Genomic DNA, 19,020 nt, shown 5'->3' with positions numbered 1-19,020 from the left:
GACTTGGAATATTTTCCTCACCAACACGAACCTTAAGTTGTTTAATTGTTAATTCTCGTTATTTTTTTATGTAACTTTGCTTAACAATTAACCGCTTTTCTCTGAGTCATAAACTCATTTAAAGCGAACGGTTCGCACCAAACCAGTACCACTCAGCCCAGGTCGTGTCACCCTCAACTGCCAAACGGAGCAACTCTGAGTGAAAGTCTGGGATGTTGTGGAATATGACAGACCAATTCTTAGGGACATCCTCAATTCCCTCGAAACCTCTCTCAGGATGAAGTGGATGATTGCCCTGAAAGTTAGGTGCAAAGCAGGCTAAAAGCGCTTCCAGGTCATGCGCGTTCTGTGCTTGTTGCAGTCGCTCTATGACGACGCTTTGATTGGATTTCATGATTTCTCCTTAGTTAAAAAGCCTAACCCTGTTGGAGAGAAGGTTTTCCCTACTCTCTTGGTCTATGAAACTAGACCAGCCACGATGCTTGTTCTGATGAAGATTGAATTACCTTGATTTAGACGAAATCTTCCATAATCAGAAAGTGATTTAAGCCGCCAGCAGCAACGCTACCCTGAAAAACAGCAACGGCGATCCCTTGCATGGGTGAAGTGATGTCACCTGCCGCATAAACGCCTTTGACGCTAGTTTCGTTAAAAACATTGGTCGTCTTGATTAAATTGAATTCATTCAACTCACAGCCTAACTTTTCAGCTAGGTTTGAACGGAGTGTTTGCTTTAGTCGGATCAGTATTCCGCGACGCGCAATTTTCTCGTTTGTCTCAAAAACGATGTTTTCTAATTGTCCGTTATCGCCTTCGAGTCGGATGATTTTCTCTTCGCGAACAAGGATTTTGTGGTTTTCCAACAGTGTTCTTTGATCAGCGGTTAGATCGGCTTTGCCGTTGGTGCAGAGGACTAAATCAGCACTCCAATTTTTCAGCAATGCCGCCATTTCAATGCCCGTTTCGCCATTTCCAACAATGGCAAGCGGCTCGTCGCGCACTTCCCAGGCATGGCAATAGGGACATTGAAATACGCTTTTGCCCCAGAAATCACCAAAGTTTTCGAGAGCTGGAAATTCATCCATTACCCCGAAAGCCAGCAAAATTTTGCGCGTTTTTTTGATCGTGCCATCCTCAAACACAACTTCAAATTGATTGCCGGATGGGTTGATTTCCTTGACCCCGATCGCTTGAAATTCAACGCTTTTATAAGGTTTGAGTTGGTCGCGCCCGATGCTTAAAAGTTCATGCGGACTGATACCATCGCGGGTGAAAAAGCCGTGCGACTCGTGTGCGGGAGCGTTACGCGGATTCCCTTTGTCGCAGACTAACACGCGACGGCGACTTCTGCCTAAAAGCAGTGCCGCACTGAGTCCAGCGGAACCGCCACCGACAATGACGCACTCGTAAATCTCTTTGTTTTGGTTCATCATCTTTTTCTGTTCTCCAACTTTGGAGATAATCATCAACTCCTAAGTTCTCTTTGTCTTAGTTCACTTGAGTGTAGTCAGTTCCAACATTTAACTTCTTGCAGATTCCTATGGAGTTTCCTATGGAATTAGCGAACCTATTTCAGTGTTGCTTTAGTGAGTCGCTTGAAGTGCTGTATCAAACATTTCGCACTGCCGATCGACTACTGCGTTACAAGCCCACCATCTACCATCAATGTTGTACCTGTTGTGAACGATGCCAGGTCAGATGATAAAAACAGGACTGCATTTGCAACTTCAAGCGGTGTTCCAATTCGTCCGATCGGGTGAAGTCCTGTTATGTAAGCTTTGGCTTCATCCTGCCCACCTGTAGCTGCTTCAAACATATCTGTTTCGATTGCCGCTGGTGCAACGACATTGATGCGAATCCCCACTTTGGCATATTGAAGGGCAGCAGCTTTTGTTAAGCCGACTACCGCATGTTTACTCGCGGTGTAGAGGGGTACGCCAGGAAGTGCAATGACTCCATTCGCAGATGCCGTATTGACGATCGAACCACTTCCCTGTTTCAACATCTGAGCGATTTCATACTTCATCGACAACCAAATGCCTTTGACATTGACGTTCATCATGCGATCGTATTCTGCTTCTGTTTGCTCAATCAATGAGGGATTTTCGCCGACAGTTCCTGCATTATTAAAGGCAATATCTAACCGACCAAAAACGCCAACCGCTTTATCAACCGTTGCTTTAACATCGGCTTCTTTCGTGACATCTGCTTGCACAAAAATCGCCTCTCCGCCAGCTTCCTTAATCAATCGAACAGTTTCTTCACCCTCATCAACTCGACGGCCAACCACCACCACCTTTGCTTGTTGTTGGGCATAAGCGATCGCTGTTGCTCTGCCAATTCCCGATGTGCCACCAGTGACTAACGCCACTTTATCCTGAAATGTCATTCTGTTTCTCCTAAAATTAAGTCCGGTTGTTTTCTCTTGAAATGGATCGATTCACTGTGAGTCCACCATCAAAAATCAAAAATCAACTCACTGTATATCCGCCATCGATTACCAAAGGTTGTCCCGTGATGTAGCTGGCAGCATCAGAACACAGAAAAACAACCGCTTGAGCAATTTCTGCTGCCTGACCCATACGACCCATTGGAACCGTAGACCCTACATCATCAGTCGAGCCACTACTCAGGCGAACCATCATTGCAGTAGCAATCAGTCCAGGATTGACAGCATTAATCCGAATACCTTGTTTGGCATAATCGAGTGCAGCAGAGCGTGTCAGCCCCATTACCGCGTGTTTGCTGGCAATATAGGGAGATATTCCTGGAAAAGCAATTAACCCACCCATTGACGAATTATTGATAATCACACCTGATCCTTGGTTGAGCATCTGTTGAATCTCGTATCTCATACACAAGAACAGCCCCCGCACATTAATCGACATCAGTTTGTCAAAATCCTCAATCGATTGTTTGTGCAGTGGTTTGAGAGGAGGCTCAATCCCAGCATTGTTAAAGGCACAATCGAGTCTGCCGTAGGTGGCGATCGCTTTATCGACTAAAGCTTGAACTTCTGCTTCATCGGATACGTCCGATCGCACAAAGAGGCACTCTGCTCCGGTATCGCGAATCAGTGCAGCAGTTTCTTCACCTTCTGCCTTCCGTCTCCCGGAGAGCACCACTTTTGCACCAGCTTCCCCGAACGCAACTGCAGTTGCACGACCAATTCCTGAAGTTCCGCCAGTGACTAACGCCACTTTATCCTGAAATGTCATTCTGTTTCTCCTAAAATCAAGTCCGGTTGTTCTCTCTTGAAATGGATCGATTCACTGTGATTCCACGATCAACAATCAAAAATCAACTCACTGTATATCCGCCATCGATCGCTAAGGGTTGCCCAGTGATGTAGCTCGCAGCATCAGAGCAGAGAAACACAACTGCTTGAGCAATTTCCGTTGCCTGACCGATCCGACCCATTGGAACCAAAGAGTCTAAATCATCCGCTGTGATACCCAGTTGCCTAAAGGCGCGATCGAGCATTTCAGTCGTAGTGCCTCCAGGATTCACCGCATTAACCCGGATGCCTTGCTTGGCATAGTCCAGCGCCGCCGATCGCGTCAGCCCCATTACTGCATGTTTGCTGGCAACGTAAGGAGAAGTCTCCGGAAATGCAACGAGACCACTCGTTGACGAATTGTTCACGATCACACCAGATCCTTGAGACAACATTTGCTCAATCTCGTACTTCATGCACAAAAACAGTCCCCGAACATTGACTGCCATCAGGTTGTCAAAGTCTTCAATTGATTGTTCATGCAGAGGCTTAAAAAAACCGTCAATGCCTGCATTATTGAAGGCATAGTCGAGCCGCCCGTAGGTTGCAACTGTCTTTTGCACTAACGCTTTGATGTCTTCCTCATTCGAGGCATCTGAATGGACATATAAACATTCAGCGCCTATCTCACGGATTAATTTGGCAGTTTTTTCTCCTTCTGCGTCGCGTCTACCGGAGAACACCACTGTTGCACCCGCAGCACCAAATGCGATCAGAGTTGCGCGGATATTGCTATTCTGCAAGAAGCGAACTTCCTAGTTGCAAGACTTGAGCATTCCGTAAGCTTACACACTCATCTCGGGCCATCGTTCTCTGCCCCGGTGTACGTGCTTCAATGCTTGGTCGAAGCTGCCACGACTCGTTGTAATCCTCTACTAAATGAAAAAATAGCGGCTCCGTCCTGTCTAGGGCAAGAAGTCTGTCACGATAGTCAACCAAGTGGTGCTCACGAATCTCTTGACCCCCTCTGGCAGCAGACCAAGCAATAAATGGAGGTAGAACATCGAAGCCGACAAAGCGGAGAATACCGTTCTGAATTGGCCAGAGCACTATGTCTATATCACCATGACGACCGTTGTGGGCATAGGTATCGAACGGATCGCCAGTAGTGAACGAAAGCATTGCTCGCTTGCCTTTCAATCCGCCAGTGTCGTAAGACATACCTTTGCTGTAGGCAAAGCCCGCCGTGAACACCCGGTCCACCCAGCCCTTGAGAATGGCGGGCATCGAGAACCAATAAATTGGAAATTGGAGGATTAGCAAGTCTGCCCAACGCAGCTTTTCTTGTTCAGCCTTGATATCGTCAGCTAGCGCATCGTTTTCGTAAGCATGTCGCTGCTCAATCCCGTACTTCAAATAGTCGGGCTCTAGCATCTCCTTAAAGTCAGCCCGGTCGGCAATGGCTTTGAAATTCATGGCATACAAATCCGACACTTTTACTTGGTGGCCTACCTCGGTCAAAACCGCAACAGCGATGTCTTTCAGTGCGCCATTAAAGGACTTGGGTTCGTGATGGGCATAGACAATTAGCACATTCATAGTTAACTTCTTTCAATTTCCTTGGAGTACTTAATTTGTTCCTCTTGTTTACAGCGATTGATTTTTTTCTCAATCGCTTTCAAATGGCAACTGAGTTCACACAGTCGCTCCTTAACCTCCTGCCGATGTGTTTCAAGCACCGCCCGTTGTTCCCGCACAGTGCTATCACCCGCATTGCTCACAAGTTTTGCGCTCCCAATCACTGAAAGCTAGATAGAGCTTATGTTTAACTCTATTTTGACTGCTAAGTCAAAATAGACAGTGTGTTGTTTTCAAGAAATTGGCGCAAGACAGCTAGGATGGCACTACTACCAGGTTACTAATCTGTTAGTGAGAAATGCCGGTGTTGTATTTCATGCTGAGTCGCCATCGCTGGCGCAATGAATTAGTGTGTTTGAAGGTAAGTTGGGATCGATCGCCTTGCGCGCACTGTCAACCCCTACAACGGGCAGCGTACCAGGATCGAGCAAGCCAAGTTGAATCAATACACTCGCCTGATCCCAGTAGAGGTGCTCATGGGCTAGCTTGCCGTCACGGAACTGGACAATCACTACCACTGGCACTTCAACCCGTTTCCCTGTCGGAGCAATGCCGGGTAGCATCCAGTCCATCCGAACGGTATGAGTGAACGTTACCCACCATTTCATCGACGAGCCGATCGGTCCCGATTGTGCGCGAGATTGGGGTCAGCTCCATGTCCGGCGGTATTTGTGGAATGAAGTATTTGGAATAAAACTCGCGCAGTGCTGGTTTCCCTACTCCCCCAGTCATTACCGGAATGTGGTTGACGTAAGCATCCTCAACCATCGTGGCGAGGGCATTTTCCGTGTTGTGAGTGCCAAACTCGTGCCGCAGATGCTCTGACCAGAGTTCTTGCAAAAACTCCTGAGCGGGTGTCAGGTTGGGAGTTGCCTGTACATTTTCTGGTTTGTTTACAGTTTGCTCTTGAACCATGTTGGTGTAACCTCCTGATTTTTGTAGTAAGGGCGATCGCGGATACTAGCATTAACAAACAAGTTAGATATGAATAGAGCTTAGTGACTTGCAGCAACAATAGCTGTCATCAACTCTGTCATTTTCCAGCGTTTGGTATATCGAATGTGATTGATAAATAGGGCTGGGGCAGTCGTTACTCCACTGTGTATTGCGCTTTCGATCTCTTCATTGATACGATTGATATGCACCTGCTTAGACAGGTCTTTGAGAAACTGAGGGATATCAAGCCCTAAATCATTGGCATACTCGACAAGATAACCATTCTCTAACCTTTGTTTATGGGTAAATAAAGTATCATTCATTAACCAAAACTGTCCTTGGGCAGCGGCGGCTTCGGCAGCTTGGACGGCTCGTTGAGCATGAGGATGGATCTGTGTTTGCGGAAAATGACGGAAGATAAAGCATAAATAATCCTCTCCAAAAACAGCCCTAAGCTCTCGTTTGATCGCTTTAATCAGCTTGTAAACGTCCGCACTTCTGGAGTCTTGATAGTCTCCATACATCACTAGCACGACCTTGGCACTCAGCACACCTTGCATCCAATCTTGGGTTGAAGGTGGGACAAGTAAGGAACTGTGGCTGCGATCGTCGTTCATCTTTCTACATCTGCATCAAGGGAATCTTGCAATTAACTTGCTCAATCCATTGATTGCATCTCTGTTTGCATACATTTAATATAGGAGATCGCCTTCAAGCTGTCGTCTATAGCAAGTTAAATTTTTTACAGTGCAAATTGATAGAGTAACCATGCCATCTCAGAGTAGAAGGCTAGCTATAACTTAAGTTAGAATCGGGCGCATCGATTCGTTTAGGAAATACATCAGTTCGCAGATTAATTGTCAGAGTAGGCAGTATCGTCCGTCAAACGTTTCTTTCTCAATAGGGCGGATTCCCAAATCGCTGAATTAGGAAATCAATAAACACCTGAACACGTTGCGAATGCTTACGATTCGCCAAATACAATGCATAAAAGCAGTTCGTCCAGATTAAATTTAATCTAGACGAACTGCTCAATTTATAGTTGAACTTTAGTCGCTAGCAGTGTGACCAAATCAGCATGAGCTAACACCACATCGGGGTTGCGTTGAAACGCCGCATCATACTTCACAGCAAAGTCATTTCCAGCTTCATCAGGTGTGAGTAGAATCCGAACATCAGCAATGAGAGCACCGATCGCCTCGGAGGTGATAGGCTCATCAGAGTCGATTAACTCATCAATTTGCACAATCAATTCTGAAAGGCGATGCAACCAGGCAAATTGATCGTGATCGATCGCCAGTTGCAGCAATTCACTGTTAGAGACCCGTCCGCGCACCTGTTCGTAATGAATACGCTCTGTATCCAACAACAGTTTATGCAAATGCAATAACTTGATGCGTATATTGGTCAGAAGTTGATGTTGGGTAATGCGGTTTTGAAGCGTGTTAAGCATGAATCTGTCCCATCCTTCCATTTCGGTAATCGTCGATCGCTTGCAAGATTTCGGCTTCAGTGTTCATCACAAAGGGACCATAGCGTACCACAGGTTCATTCAGCGGCACTCCAGCAATCAGCAGTAGATCGAGGGGTTGGGTGGCATCGGCAGGATTGGCGATCGCCACTTCCTCACCATCAGGTGCAAAAATTACCATTTGCCCATCCTCACCCCGTTCCTGCTCAGTGCCAAATAAACCAGATCCATTGAGGACATAGGTAAAGGCGTTGTACTCTTTCGGTATCGCTTGAACAATGCTTGCTTCCGGTTGTAGCGTGAAGTGCAGGTAGATAATCGGGGTGCGGGTTTCAATCACCGCTTTCGCCCCCAACGCTTCTCCCGCAATCACGCGCACTGTCACAGACCCATCTTTGGTGTGAGCCACCGGAATTTGCGTCGATGGAATTTCCTGATAGCGAGGAGCAATCATCTTGTCCCGCTGCGGCAAGTTGACCCAGAGTTGAATGCCGTGCAGTCGCCCACCCGTGCGGGTAAACTCAGCTTCTGGCATTTCGGAATGCACTACGCCTGCCCCCGCGGTCATCCACTGCACATCGCCAGGATTGAGCAGTCCGGCATGACCGACCGAGTCCTTGTGTTCCAGCCGTCCATCCAGGACGTAGCTGACGGTTTCAAAGCCACGATGGGGATGATCCGGTGCGCCCTTTGCTTGACCGGGCTTCTGGTTCACGGGACCCAATTCATCGAGGAGGAGAAAGGGGTCAAACTCGGAAAAGCTACTCTTGGGAAAAGGACGACGCACCAGCAAGCCCCCTCCTTCAAGCGTTTCTACACTATTAATGATTCCAGCAACGGTTCGGAGTGTTTGAGTTTGAGTTGTCATACAGTTGCCTCCAGGCAGACAGTTTATAAAACTTATCCTATATATGATTAATCATATATTAGCATAGAAGTATATCAATTCTATAGGTAGGGCTTGTCCTCCCTATTCGTTCGGTAAACCGCCTATGTCTCTTGCCGATGTGATTCTGGGTCTGCTCCAACAACAGGAGCGGACAGGCTACGACCTCAAAACCAAGTGTTTTGACGATTGCATTTCCCATCTGTGGCAAGCAGATCAGGCACAGATTTATCGGACTTTAGACAAACTGGAGTCACAGGGGTGGATTACCTGTACCGTCGAGATTCAGCACGATCGCCCCAATCGCAAGGTTTACTGGATTACCGAAGCAGGCGAAGCAGAGTTGACCCACTGGCTTCAGACGCATCAGCCCCTGCCCGTGTTGCGAGAGCCGTTGCTGGTGCAACTCTATTTTGCGGCTCAGTTGCCGAACGAGGCGATCGTGTATCTGCTAGAGCAGGAACTCGAAGCACGGCAAGAAAAGCTAGCCCAGTGTGAAACGATCAAGACTCTATCTTTGAGTAATCCGACTGCATCGCGTGAACAAAAACTGCATCGACTAGTTTTGGACTTAGTGAAGCAACGGGAACAGACTTATTTAGATTGGTTGGAAAAGGCGATACGTGCTATGCACACGCTGCGCGATCGCAACAATCCGTAGCCAATCAACGTAAATTCCTTTGAATATATTGCGATGGAAAGTCAAGAAATTCAAGCATTGGCTACGACGCATGGAGACGGAGAGGTATGTCATCTGCGCCAGTGCGTTGATAGGGCTTTTCGCCTCGCCATAGCGCCCGCGCAGTGCCCGCGCAGGCCCTTCCTGCGGCACGTCGGACGGAGTCAGGTAGATGCTTTGCGCAGGCGTGTTTTCTTCCGCAGCGGGCAAAGCGATCCAGAGCTGGAAGCCTTTAACCTGCGTGTCGCCAACGGGGGTGTCTGAGTGCCACACGCCGTTTCCTGCCTTCATCTATTCAACACCGCCAGCCGCCAAAACGCCTTGCTGACCGGTCGTGTCCACATAGCGAAAGTTACCCTGAGTCATGAACGTCAGCGTCGCGCAGTCGATATGGGTTAGATATTGCATCTCGTGTCCTTCAAGGCGGTGAAGACCGCCGCAAATATAAAATGAAATGGTTGAGGAAGCACTGCTCGTGCTCACAGTGCACCAAATGAGCCTTCGTTGTCTGAATTTGAGACTCATTTGGCAATCTCCTTTTGCGACCTCAGAACTTTTCGCCGCCCATGGCGGCCATGAACGCCATCGGGTTCCAGTACTCGCGGTAGGTGACGATTAGCCCGTTCTTGACCGTGGCAAACGTGGCGTAGCTCATTTCATAGGGGTTGCCGTTACTGATCACCGGGCCTGAGACGCTCCATTCGGCAATAGCCATGTTGGGGTCATTGGTAGAAGTTGATCTTCAGCGTGGGAGTCCGCTGCACGTCAATGACGCTGGGATAGTTCTTCAAATACTCGTAGATAGCCGCTCGGCCCACCAGCTTTCTGGACGCCACCTCGGGCGCGAAGGGAAATTTGACGACGACGTTTTCGTCGCAGAGTTCAGCCCAGCCCTTAATATCTTTGGCTAGGAAAGTGTCCAGACTGCGCTTCAGCAATTGCGCTGCGGTCAGACCCTTGCCAGCCTCTTGCGTGTGTGCGGGTGCGGCGGTGGCGAGCGTGATGTCGCTTGTGAGATGATCTTGTTTCATGTGATTGTGTCCAAGTTGGGGTTGATGATGTTGACTTGCCCCTGCGGCAAATCTCAGAGCTATCACTCTTTCGAGCGGGGTTGCTTTCACTGATTGCGTACTTCTCTTAGGTCATCCGGGCAGCGATGCTTTCGGCCAGCATCATGGTCGGGAAAGCCGTTGCGACGGAGGGCACGTCAGGCCAGATCGAGGCATCGACGACTCGCAGGCTCTTGACGCCACGAACGTGCCCGTCAATATCCACCACGGCCCCGGCATCGCGCGGTCCGCCCATGGGTACAGTGGAGGTCGGATGCTGATAGCTCTGCACAGAGGTCACGAGCGCGGCTTTGATCGAAGCGCGGTCGCTCTTTGCCGCGCCCGGCGCCAGTTCTGCACCCACCATATCGGCAAAAGGCTGCTGACGCGCAATGTTCCGGATGACTTCGACACCATCGACCAATCGCTCACGGTCACCGCTGTCCGTCAGGAAGCCGAGATCGATGATGGGCGCAGCATAGGGATCGCGGCTGGCGATGGTGAGGAAACCCACGGAACGCGGTCTCACGAGCGCAGCGAACAGCAGGAATATCGCGCCGTCGGAAGTCTGCCCATCGTCGGGCAGGGTCGCGGTGCTGATGTTCAGATCTGCCTCGCCGTTCGTCGCGTGGTTGGATGCCGTCCACAGCATTGCGCCGATGGGTGGATACGGAAGGCCTACTGCTTCCTTGCGAATCGACCAGACGGTCGGGACCATCGGGTGATCCTGTAGACGGCGACCGACCGGCAGCTCGGACACGACCGGGATGTCAAGGCCTCGCAGCACCTCAGAGGGGCCAATGCCGGAACGCATCAGGATCGCCGGGCTGACATAGGTGCCCGCTGAAAGGATGATTTCACCGGCTAGGATGATCGCCCCGCCCGCCAGTCGGACGCCTTGGGCCTGGCCATGCTCCACTAACACGGCATCGACCAGCGTCTCGTCGCGGATGGTCAGATTAGGTCGGGCGCGCACCGCATCGCCCAACAAGGTCATTCCTGTGTTAAGCCTCACACCCATGCGGGTATTCATCACATAGGGACCAACGCCCAGCGGCTGCCCCGTCGTAAAACCCGATGTGCGCTGGTAGCCCGCAGCCAGCTTGGCGATGAAGTCGCGATGCTGGTCAGACACTTCTTCATCGCCAAGCTGGTGGATGGGGAAGCAGCCGTCGCGGCCGTCGCCGCCAGTGCCGGAGGTACGCTCCAGCGAACGATAGAAGGCCTGCGAGCTTTGCCAGTTCAAGGCGTCGAGGTCATGCGCCTTGGCCCAGCGATCGTGGTCGTATTTCGGCACCCGCATCGCCACTGCACCGTTGATGGCAGACGAGCCACCCAGCACCTTGCCGCGGTTGAGCTGAAGGCTTCTGCCCAGCACGCCAGGCTCGCTGTAAAAGTCCCAGTCGTGCTGCGGATCGCCACCCACTAGGTCCTGGCGGCGGACTGGGTCGGGATAGGCGTTTGGGGGATAGGCCTTGCCCGCTTCGATCAGCAAGACACGGCGAGATGGATCAGCACTCAGGCGATTGGCCAGCACTGTGCCGGCGGATCCGCCACCGACGATGATGACGTCAAACATTGTTTGATTTCCTTTCATTTCATTACTCCTGTAAGGTCTTCTCCGCACGGCACATGCCGCGCATTGGGGTGGCATTGGCGCGGAGGACTGGGAGTTCAATGTCACGCACAAGTTGGAAGAGTCCGCTTTGATGATCAATCAGCAGCAGCACGCTGTCATTGGGATCGATCATTGTGTCGATGGTTTGCTCATGGGTTTGTCTCCTTTTTGATTCAAATTCAATCAATGTCATTTTTTCCTAGCTATCTGGGGCGTGTCCAGTTCTAGTACTCAGCTTCTTTCGGAATAAGTTCAATATAGGAGATCGCCTTCAAGGTGTCGTCTATAGCAAGTTAAAATTTTTACAGTACAAATTGATAGAGTAACTGTGCCATCTCAGAGTAGAAGGCTAGCTATAACTTAAGTTAGAATCCGAATCTGATCGAAAGTACACGCTACAAACTGACAATGCCGCGTTTAACGGCAACAATCACAGCTTGGGTGCGATCGCTCACATCTAATTTATTCAAAATTCGATTGACATGGGATTTAACCGTGCCTTCACCAATACTCAAAGCCTCAGCAATCTCGGCATTGCTCATCCCCTGTGCCAGTGAGCGGAGTACTTCTAATTCTCTTTCACTCAGTTCTGGATTGCTGAGGCGCTGTACCAACTTTGCTCCCACATCGGGCGGAATATACTTCTGACCCCGATGAACGGTACGAATGGCATTCAGCAGTTCGTCAGGCTCAGTTTCTTTCAATAGGTACCCTTTTGCTCCTGCCTGCAATCCCCGATAGATATCTTCGTCACTATCATACGTGGTCAGTACAATAATCCGAGCAGATTTAGCATTAGCACAAATTGCACTGATGGCGGCAACTCCTTCAACTTCCGGCATTCGCAGATCCATCAGCGTTACATCCGGTTGGTGTTCCCCAAATAGAGCGATCGCTTGTTCCCCATTTTCAGCTTGGGCAATCACCTGCATATCTGGGTCACGGTTAATAATCGTGGCTAATCCTTGCCGAAAAATCGCATGATCGTCCGCAATTAGAACCCGAATAATCGTGGCTTGGCTCATCGTGCTACTCCCGATCGATGATGACAATAATCTCTGTTCCTTGTCCAGGTTGGCTCCTAATCGTGAGTTGTGCGCCGATGCGCTCTGCCCGTTCGCTCATACCCAGTAAGCCAAATCCCTCAACACATGGAATACTCCCAACTCCAAAGCCCCGTCCATTGTCTTTCACACGCAAGCAAACCCGATCGCGATTGTAGACTAGCTCCACTCGAATTTCCTCAGCATGGGCGTGTCTGGTCGCATTCGTTAATGCTTCCTGCCCAATCCGCAGTAGATTACTCTCGACTTCACTGGGAAGAGCATACACTGCACCCTCGATCTCATAGTATAATGCGGCATCCAATGCCGCAGTTCTGAGGTGGGCCACGAGACGATGTAGCGCACTCTGCAAACTGCCTTCCTCCAAAAGCTGAGGACGGAGCGCGACGACCGATCGCCGCGCTTCAGACAGTCCAGTTCGTGCCAATTCTTTAATCAGATCCAGGTGTGCCTGAGTTGCTTCTAAATCATCGTTAGCACCTGTTTTGCAGCACCTACCTGAGCCAGAATACCTGTAAACGCCTGAGCGAGTGTATCGTGAATTTCGCGTGCCATGCGGTTGCGTTCTTCCAAAATTGAAGCGGCTTCTGCCCGTTTGCAAGCGGTGATGTCTCGTGCCAGCCAAATCACCTGTTCGTGCCGAATCGGGGCAATGCGAGCCGAAAACCAGGTTTCTTGTTCGGCTGTCCGCAAGCTGTACTCAACTGTGAGCATTTGTTGGGTTCTCAGTACTTGCCGAACGTAACCCAGAAATTCATCGGCTTGTTCTTTTTCAAAAATTTGGTGCAGTGTTTGACCAATCTGCTCCTCAATAGGTCGATACAACTGATTCGGTTTCACTTCGACTGCTTCGACCAGTCGCCCTTCAGCAGTAAGGACAAACAGCGGATCGGGAATGGCTGAAAAAAGCGCCCGCAGTTCTGCTTCAGAGGCTTGCAACGCGACTTCTGCCTGTTTGCGATCGCTAATATCGGCAATCACCCCTTCGATGTAGTCATCGCCTGCATTCAGATAAGAAGAGAAAAGTCCCCAGAACACTGTACTATCTCGTTTTCGCATCTGGATTTCATAGCTTCGCACTTCCCCGTCCCGCTTCAGCACCTCAATGAATTGTTGGCGATCGTTGGGATTTACATTAAAGCCTGTAGTGTGTTCAAGCCCAATGATCTCTTCTGGCGAATCAAAGCCAAGCAGATCGGCAAAGCGTTGATTGGCATTAAGAATTAATCCATCACAGGTGCGGGTGCGGTAGATGCCGACCTGGGAGTTTTCAAAAATATTGCGGAACTTGACTTCACTGCGTTGTAATGCTTCTTCTGCTTGTTTACGCTGGGTGGTGTCATTGCCCACTGATAAAATTTCGACTACATCTCCTTGTTCATTGAAGATGGCTTGATTCGACCACTCCATCCAGACTCGCCGCCCATCTCGACACAAGTTTTCACCCTCGCCTTTCGGGTACGATTGAGGATTACGAAGTAAATCATGGACCATCGGTCTCACATCGCGTCCAGAGGTTTCGATGTCTGGAATGATGGTTTCAAATAAGGTTCGCCCTAAAATCTGATCTTCTTCATAGCCCAGGAGTTTTACCCCATAATCGTTGATGTATCGAATCCGTCCTTGTGGATCGTAGCGAATGATGACGGAATTCGCGGTTTGTAGCAGGTTGCGATAATTTGCTTCACTTTGTCTCAATGCAGCTTCGGTTTGTTGACGTTCAGCGATCTCCTGCTGTAAGGCTTGAGTTCGCTCTTCTACATTCCGTTCCAGTGTTTCGGCATGGTCTGCTAACTGTTCATATAACCGAGTATTCTCCAATGAAATTGCTGCCTGGGCAATCAACAATTTCAGGACTTCTAAGCGATCGCTGGCAAACACTCCAGTACTGAGATTGTTTTCCAAATAAAGAACGCCAATCAGCTGACTTTGCTTGAGAATGGGCATGCAGAGGAGCGATCGCGTCTGTTGGTTTTGAATATACGGATCAGTCAAAAAAGACGGTTCGCTGACTGCATCATCAAACACCACAGTTTCTTGAGTGCGTTCTACCGTGTAAATGACAGAGACAGGAATCGCTGCACAACCAGCAACAGCAATCTTTTCCAGGTCGCAATGTCTACTTCCACTGCATTGAGCCACCACAGTGAGTTGACCGTCCTCCAGCAGAATCAGTGCGCCTGTTTCGGCTCCTGCATTTTCTATCACCACCTGCATCAACGTGGCAATCAATCGATCAAAATGGATCATTTCTGAGAGGGCTTGAGCCGCTTTCATCACCGCAGCCAAATCGATCACCGCTGTCGGATGACGGATCGTTTCATCGGTTACGATTGAATGCGATTGCCGAACCAGGTTGGAGTTGAGTAGTTGGGGATAGCGTTTTTCTAAGTCTTTAACTTTAGCGGTTGCGCCCCAGCGATCATAGCAATAATGCGCCTCTTTCATGTAAGTTTGAGCAATTTTTGACTGACCTCGCGCCAGATAATGTTTAGCCGCTAATTCATAAGCTAATGCTTCTTCCTGGATATACTCATTTTCAGCAGCACCTGCAATCGCTCGTTCATAAAACTCTTCAGCCTCAAGAAACTGGCCTAAAACTCGCGCTTTCTCTGCCTCGACCAGATAAAATTTATGTAGATAATTCATTGGGGCGTGTCCTGCCCATTTCTGCATTTTTTCTTGGTTGGTGTTAACACAACTTAGCCAAACCTCTTTTTGGGAGCTTGAAGCCTCAACCAATAAACTCAAAAGCACCAGAGAATCGTAGAAACAGAATAAAGGTAAAACCGTTATTGCTGTCACCTCTTCAAAATGTTGCCTTGCCGAAACAGCAGTTTGTACAGCTTGATGATATTCCTCAAATAGATAACACAATATAACTTTGTACAAATAAAAGAATTGAGTTTCAATTCCGTCTTTAACTGCAATAGCGTGAGATAGCGCTTGCTCTTCATCATATATACTACCAATTAAACGGCTAGGATTCTCAGACCTACCTAACAGATTAAGGATTGTCTGCCACAACATTGCAATCCAATTAGAGGGGTTTTCTCGTCTGATTTGACCGATCGCTTTGCTGTAGGCTGCCGTTGTTTGTTCTAGTTGGGTGAGTGACTCACCGACAAAAAACGAGCGACAACATGCATAATATGCAGAATAGCCAGCGAATTCAAAGTCTCCGGTTTCCACTCCGGTTTGATAAGCATCAACCAGAATTGGTATTGTTTTCCTAAAATGTACCTTCCAGTGCATGACGTGGTTACTCGATACCATTAATGCTTTAGCATTCCCTTTTTTGGTATTCAATTTTTCTGCCAAGCTTAGAGCCAATTGACCAAACTTATAACCGAGTTCAATGTCTTGAACAACTGCACATAGAACAAATCCGTAGTTAGCATAACTCATTGGTGACCAGGTAGTGTTACCGTAGTCGAGCGATAAATTTACCCTTTTACACACAATCAGTATCAATAGTGCTGGTGATACCATAAATGCAGCAGCCACGATATTCGCCAGGATATACATTGCTGCCAGCGGTTCTGGTGCGGTCATCTTTGGCAGATCAATTAAGTCTTCGATTTCTCGTCTAGCTAATAGCGCAGCCGTTTCCTCCAATCCTCTTTGAACATCTAATTGACTGGGGTTTTCTATTAAGTTTACTTCCAAGAGCTTCAACACTTCTAACCCAGTTTTAAGTGCTTCTCCCAGGTTGCCCTGTGACAAATATCCTTGAATTCTGCTATTGTAAACCTGCACTTTGTCAAGCACTGTCTTAGCGCGATCGAGTACCACTTCTACCAATTGTTCCATCTCCTCAAAGCAGCCATGAAGATACGCCGCTTCTGCTGCTGCTGAGTACAGCGCTAAGGTGAGGTCATACTCACTCTGCCAACTCTCTGAATTGAGGAGTTTAAGCCCTGTAGTAAAATACTTAAAAGCTGCTTCATAAGCCGTTGCTGCCTTTGCTTTCCGACCTGCCATTAAATTCAATCTGGCAATTTCAGTTCGTTCCGATCGAGCAGTGACTAGCTCAAGTCCTTGATTGAGATGATCGATGATTTCAAACAACCGATCGGATCGTTGCTCTGGTGAAGTTTTTTCGAGCAAATTGCCACCGATTTGGAGATGAACAACCTGTTTCTGCGATTCATCAATCAAAGCATAAGCCGCTTGCTGAACGCGATCGTGCGAAAACTTATACTCTTGAACCAACAAGTCTTCATCCAAGTCAGACAAAGGTTGAATTAATCCAGCTTGTATTGCTTCTAATAAATCCTGAAAAATTGCTTTCGGTGATTTTTCGCAAACGATCGCCAACGTTTCTAAATCAAACTCAGACCCAACACAAGCCGCGATGGAGAGAACTTGCTGTGTTGCTTCCGGCAATTTCTGCAACTGATGCAGCAGCAACTCCACCACATTAGCAGTGATATCTTGAGCTTCAATCTCTGCCAGATTCCACTGCCAACTCAACTGTTGGGCATCAAAGGCCAACAGGTTTTCGCCATACAGCAGCTTCAAAAATTCACCAACAAAGAAAGGGTTGCCCTCGGTTTTACGCAACATGACTTGGGCTAAGGAACGAACGGCATCAGGATTGCGATGTAATGTCTCAGCCACCAGTTGAGTCAACGGTTCCAGCGTTAAGGGGGGCAGGGTGATTTTTTGAAGCGCTGCCCCCTGCTTTCGCAAGCTCTCCAGCATCAAAATTAATGAATGCGTTGAAGACACTTCATGATTTCGATAGGCTCCGATCAAAAACAGAGATTGAGTTTGCTCGTCAAGCAATATGAGTTCAATTAACTTCAACGTCGCAGAATCGATCCACTGTAGATCGTCTAAAAAGATGACCAGGGGATGCTCTTTTGCACAAAACGCCCGCACAAACCTTTGAAACGTGAAGATTGAAGCGATTCTGTGCTTCTGTTGCTCCAACTTCGGGCACGGGTGGCTGCTTGCCAATAATGAACTCAACTTCGGGAATGACATCTATGATAATTTGTCCGTTGCTTCCCAAAGCAGTGAGTAGACGCGATCGCCACAATTCCACCTGCTCATCCGATTCTCCCAAGAGCTGCTGCACCAACTTTTGTAGAGCAGCCACAATAGCGCTGTAGGGAACATTGCGCCTGAATTGATCGAATTTACCTGATATAAAGTAGCCGTGCTTGGTTGTGATGGGTTTATAGAGTTCTTGCACCAATGCCGTTTTGCCAATGCCAGCGTAACCAGCAACGAGCATGAGTTCGACATTGAATTGAGCATTTTTTATGCCTGACTCTAGCTGACAAATTTCGCCAAACGTCTCTTTTCTAGCCACTCTGTCAAACGCTGCCAATAATGCTTTAGTCTGGGTTTCTCGTCCATACAGTTTTTGAGAAATGCAAAACTGTTCTGAAACATCTTGCAGTCCCAACGACATGGCCTTAATCTGCCCCATTTCTGCCAGTTGTTGAGCGCAGCATTCTAGATCCGCTTTGATGCCCCAGGCACTTTGATAGCGATCCTCCGCATTCTTCGCCGTCAGTTTCAAAATCAGATCTGAGACGGGTTGGGGAATCGTCGCGTTCAATTCGTGCGGAGGAGTCGGCGGTCTAACAATGTGGCAGTGGACTAGCTCTAGAAGATCTTTAGTGGGAAACGGTAATTGTCCCGTCAACAGTTCGTAGAAGGTTACGCCCAGTGAGTAGAAATCAGTGCGATAGTCGAGCATCCGGTTCATCCGTCCGGTTTGCTCTGGCGACAGGTATGCGGGGGTTCCTTCTAGAAGATGGAGGCTTTTGAATGTGGGATTGGTGCGACTGAAGCGAGTGGCAATGCCAAAATCAATGATTTTGACAACGCCAGTGTTCGGATTAAAGACAATGTTGCCAGGATTGATATCTTTATGGATGACATGAGCCGCATGGATTTTGCCTAGAGTATCAGTAATGGCGATCGCCAAACCGAGAAAATTCGCTAAGGGCATGGGGTAGAAGTCCGATCGCTGCTGTAAGCGTTCTAAAGACTCCCCGCCAAAATCTTCTAGCAGGATAACGAGCGTGCGCTGATAATCCTCCTGGCTGTATGCCTTAACTACACCATCGATGTTGAGAGAATGGGTAATTTCATATTCTTGCCTGTAGCGAGTTAATTCCCCAGGAGAAGGATAATCTTGCTTGAGAACTTTAGCGACAACTGAACGATTATCTTGCTCTCTAATCCCCCGATAGACAAGAGTTGCCGAACTTTCATAAATTTTGCTGTGAATGGCAACTCCAAGTAGAGTAATCATTACACTCTCTCCCAACGAGTGTTATTAGCTATATTACTACAGAGTATATCGTTTCTTAAACTTTAAGAGATAAAACAATTTAACAAATTGGCGATCGCGCCATCGACAAGAATGAAACTTTTTATGCTCATGCTGTCTATTAGCCTAAATTAGTTAGAAAAAAAGTTACGTCTTCAAGCAATGGT

General features: G+C 48.4%; 21 protein-coding genes. 1 reads left to right on the top strand and 20 read right to left on the bottom strand.

Going from position 1 to position 19,020, the window contains the following annotated elements; translation table 11 throughout:
- Window positions 1-118: 118 nt before the first annotated feature.
- From V6C71_00560 to V6C71_00505, 12 genes are all read right to left on the bottom strand, one after another.
- Entirely contained in the window at window positions 119-394 is a 276-nt protein-coding gene (locus V6C71_00560; protein ID HEY9766982.1) for a nuclear transport factor 2 family protein, read from the bottom strand.
- A gap of 118 nt (window positions 395-512) precedes the next feature.
- Entirely contained in the window at window positions 513-1,466 is a 954-nt protein-coding gene (locus tag V6C71_00555) for an NAD(P)/FAD-dependent oxidoreductase (GenBank protein HEY9766981.1), read from the bottom strand.
- A 167-nt stretch (window positions 1,467-1,633) separates the two neighbouring features.
- A complete protein-coding gene (locus V6C71_00550) occupies window positions 1,634-2,389 on the bottom strand; it encodes an SDR family oxidoreductase (GenBank protein HEY9766980.1) in 756 nt (251 codons plus the stop codon).
- Between the two features lie 82 nt (window positions 2,390-2,471).
- Window positions 2,472-3,218: an SDR family oxidoreductase gene (locus tag V6C71_00545; protein HEY9766979.1), complete on the bottom strand. Its 747-nt coding sequence runs from the start codon at window positions 3,216-3,218 to the stop codon at window positions 2,472-2,474.
- A gap of 82 nt (window positions 3,219-3,300) precedes the next feature.
- Window positions 3,301-4,020: an SDR family oxidoreductase gene (locus V6C71_00540; protein HEY9766978.1), complete on the bottom strand. Its 720-nt coding sequence runs from the start codon at window positions 4,018-4,020 to the stop codon at window positions 3,301-3,303.
- Complete coding sequence (locus tag V6C71_00535) at window positions 4,010-4,816, bottom strand: NAD(P)H-dependent oxidoreductase (protein ID HEY9766977.1); 807 nt, start codon at window positions 4,814-4,816, stop codon at window positions 4,010-4,012. Before V6C71_00535 ends, V6C71_00540 begins: the two co-directional genes overlap by 11 nt.
- A 2-nt stretch (window positions 4,817-4,818) precedes the next feature.
- Window positions 4,819-4,998 carry a hypothetical protein gene (locus tag V6C71_00530; protein HEY9766976.1) on the bottom strand — a complete coding sequence of 60 codons (180 nt, stop codon included), beginning with the start codon at window positions 4,996-4,998 and terminating at the stop codon, window positions 4,819-4,821.
- A 171-nt stretch (window positions 4,999-5,169) separates the two neighbouring features.
- Window positions 5,170-5,301, bottom strand: a complete 132-nt coding sequence (locus tag V6C71_00525; protein HEY9766975.1) for a hypothetical protein — start codon at window positions 5,299-5,301, stop codon at window positions 5,170-5,172.
- A gap of 79 nt (window positions 5,302-5,380) precedes the next feature.
- Entirely contained in the window at window positions 5,381-5,770 is a 390-nt protein-coding gene (locus tag V6C71_00520) for a hypothetical protein (protein HEY9766974.1), read from the bottom strand.
- A gap of 80 nt (window positions 5,771-5,850) precedes the next feature.
- The gene (locus V6C71_00515) at window positions 5,851-6,408 is read right to left on the bottom strand and encodes a thioredoxin domain-containing protein (protein ID HEY9766973.1); all 558 of its coding nucleotides are present in this window, start codon (window positions 6,406-6,408) and stop codon (window positions 5,851-5,853) included.
- A gap of 419 nt (window positions 6,409-6,827) precedes the next feature.
- Window positions 6,828-7,244, bottom strand: coding sequence for a hypothetical protein (locus tag V6C71_00510; protein HEY9766972.1), 417 nt, complete (start codon window positions 7,242-7,244; stop codon window positions 6,828-6,830).
- Window positions 7,237-8,130: a pirin family protein gene (locus tag V6C71_00505; GenBank protein HEY9766971.1), complete on the bottom strand. Its 894-nt coding sequence runs from the start codon at window positions 8,128-8,130 to the stop codon at window positions 7,237-7,239. The genes V6C71_00510 and V6C71_00505 overlap by 8 nt, the downstream gene beginning before the upstream one ends.
- 124 nt (window positions 8,131-8,254) lie before the next feature.
- Between V6C71_00505 and V6C71_00500 the strand changes: the two genes are divergently transcribed.
- Window positions 8,255-8,809, top strand: a complete 555-nt coding sequence (locus tag V6C71_00500; GenBank protein HEY9766970.1) for a PadR family transcriptional regulator — start codon at window positions 8,255-8,257, stop codon at window positions 8,807-8,809.
- Between the two features lie 565 nt (window positions 8,810-9,374).
- On the opposite strand, the gene V6C71_00495 is transcribed toward V6C71_00500, so the two are convergent.
- The 8 genes from V6C71_00495 to V6C71_00460 all read right to left on the bottom strand — a co-directional run bounded on the left by V6C71_00495 (window position 9,375) and on the right by V6C71_00460 (window position 18,835).
- The gene (locus V6C71_00495) at window positions 9,375-9,542 is read right to left on the bottom strand and encodes a hypothetical protein (protein ID HEY9766969.1); all 168 of its coding nucleotides are present in this window, start codon (window positions 9,540-9,542) and stop codon (window positions 9,375-9,377) included.
- A gap of 7 nt (window positions 9,543-9,549) precedes the next feature.
- Entirely contained in the window at window positions 9,550-9,858 is a 309-nt protein-coding gene (locus V6C71_00490) for a hypothetical protein (GenBank protein HEY9766968.1), read from the bottom strand.
- Window positions 9,859-9,964: 106 nt separating this feature from the next.
- Window positions 9,965-11,473: a GMC oxidoreductase gene (locus tag V6C71_00485; GenBank protein ID HEY9766967.1), complete on the bottom strand. Its 1,509-nt coding sequence runs from the start codon at window positions 11,471-11,473 to the stop codon at window positions 9,965-9,967.
- A 4-nt stretch (window positions 11,474-11,477) separates the two neighbouring features.
- Window positions 11,478-11,687, bottom strand: coding sequence for a hypothetical protein (locus tag V6C71_00480; GenBank protein HEY9766966.1), 210 nt, complete (start codon window positions 11,685-11,687; stop codon window positions 11,478-11,480).
- 202 nt (window positions 11,688-11,889) lie between these two features.
- Window positions 11,890-12,519 carry a response regulator transcription factor gene (locus tag V6C71_00475; GenBank protein ID HEY9766965.1) on the bottom strand — a complete coding sequence of 210 codons (630 nt, stop codon included), beginning with the start codon at window positions 12,517-12,519 and terminating at the stop codon, window positions 11,890-11,892.
- Window positions 12,520-12,523: 4 nt separating this feature from the next.
- The gene (locus V6C71_00470) at window positions 12,524-12,985 is read right to left on the bottom strand and encodes a sensor histidine kinase (protein HEY9766964.1); all 462 of its coding nucleotides are present in this window, start codon (window positions 12,983-12,985) and stop codon (window positions 12,524-12,526) included.
- Window positions 12,986-13,020: 35 nt separating this feature from the next.
- The gene (locus V6C71_00465) at window positions 13,021-17,445 is read right to left on the bottom strand and encodes a PAS domain S-box protein (GenBank protein ID HEY9766963.1); all 4,425 of its coding nucleotides are present in this window, start codon (window positions 17,443-17,445) and stop codon (window positions 13,021-13,023) included.
- The gene (locus V6C71_00460) at window positions 17,357-18,835 is read right to left on the bottom strand and encodes an AAA family ATPase (GenBank protein HEY9766962.1); all 1,479 of its coding nucleotides are present in this window, start codon (window positions 18,833-18,835) and stop codon (window positions 17,357-17,359) included. Before V6C71_00460 ends, V6C71_00465 begins: the two co-directional genes overlap by 89 nt.
- Between the last annotated feature and the right edge of the window lie 185 nt (window positions 18,836-19,020).

This window comes from Coleofasciculaceae cyanobacterium (assembly GCA_036703275.1).
Lineage (GTDB): Bacteria > Cyanobacteriota > Cyanobacteriia > Cyanobacteriales > Xenococcaceae > Waterburya.
Note: the sequence above shows the minus strand (reverse complement) of the source record. Positions and strands in the feature narration are given on the sequence as shown.

Bases quoted from the DNA above. Each gene is read 5' to 3' on its own strand.
- V6C71_00515 (HEY9766973.1), bottom strand. From the start codon at position 6,408: ATGAACGACGATCGCAGCCACAGTTCCTTACTTGTCCCACCTTCAACC.
- V6C71_00505 (HEY9766971.1), bottom strand. From the start codon at position 8,130: ATGACAACTCAAACTCAAACACTCCGAACCGTTGCTGGAATCATTAAT.
- V6C71_00535 (HEY9766977.1), bottom strand. From the start codon at position 4,816: ATGAATGTGCTAATTGTCTATGCCCATCACGAACCCAAGTCCTTTAAT.
- V6C71_00485 (HEY9766967.1), bottom strand. From the start codon at position 11,473: ATGAAAGGAAATCAAACAATGTTTGACGTCATCATCGTCGGTGGCGGA.
- V6C71_00510 (HEY9766972.1), bottom strand. From the start codon at position 7,244: ATGCTTAACACGCTTCAAAACCGCATTACCCAACATCAACTTCTGACC.
- V6C71_00490 (HEY9766968.1), bottom strand. From the start codon at position 9,858: ATGAAACAAGATCATCTCACAAGCGACATCACGCTCGCCACCGCCGCA.
- V6C71_00475 (HEY9766965.1), bottom strand. From the start codon at position 12,519: ATGAGCCAAGCCACGATTATTCGGGTTCTAATTGCGGACGATCATGCG.
- V6C71_00560 (HEY9766982.1), bottom strand. From the start codon at position 394: ATGAAATCCAATCAAAGCGTCGTCATAGAGCGACTGCAACAAGCACAG.
- V6C71_00480 (HEY9766966.1), bottom strand. From the start codon at position 11,687: ATGACATTGATTGAATTTGAATCAAAAAGGAGACAAACCCATGAGCAA.
- V6C71_00520 (HEY9766974.1), bottom strand. From the start codon at position 5,770: ATGGTTCAAGAGCAAACTGTAAACAAACCAGAAAATGTACAGGCAACT.
- V6C71_00460 (HEY9766962.1), bottom strand. From the start codon at position 18,835: ATGATTACTCTACTTGGAGTTGCCATTCACAGCAAAATTTATGAAAGT.
- V6C71_00500 (HEY9766970.1), top strand. From the start codon at position 8,255: ATGTCTCTTGCCGATGTGATTCTGGGTCTGCTCCAACAACAGGAGCGG.
- V6C71_00495 (HEY9766969.1), bottom strand. From the start codon at position 9,542: ATGGCTATTGCCGAATGGAGCGTCTCAGGCCCGGTGATCAGTAACGGC.
- V6C71_00550 (HEY9766980.1), bottom strand. From the start codon at position 2,389: ATGACATTTCAGGATAAAGTGGCGTTAGTCACTGGTGGCACATCGGGA.
- V6C71_00545 (HEY9766979.1), bottom strand. From the start codon at position 3,218: ATGACATTTCAGGATAAAGTGGCGTTAGTCACTGGCGGAACTTCAGGA.
- V6C71_00555 (HEY9766981.1), bottom strand. From the start codon at position 1,466: ATGATTATCTCCAAAGTTGGAGAACAGAAAAAGATGATGAACCAAAAC.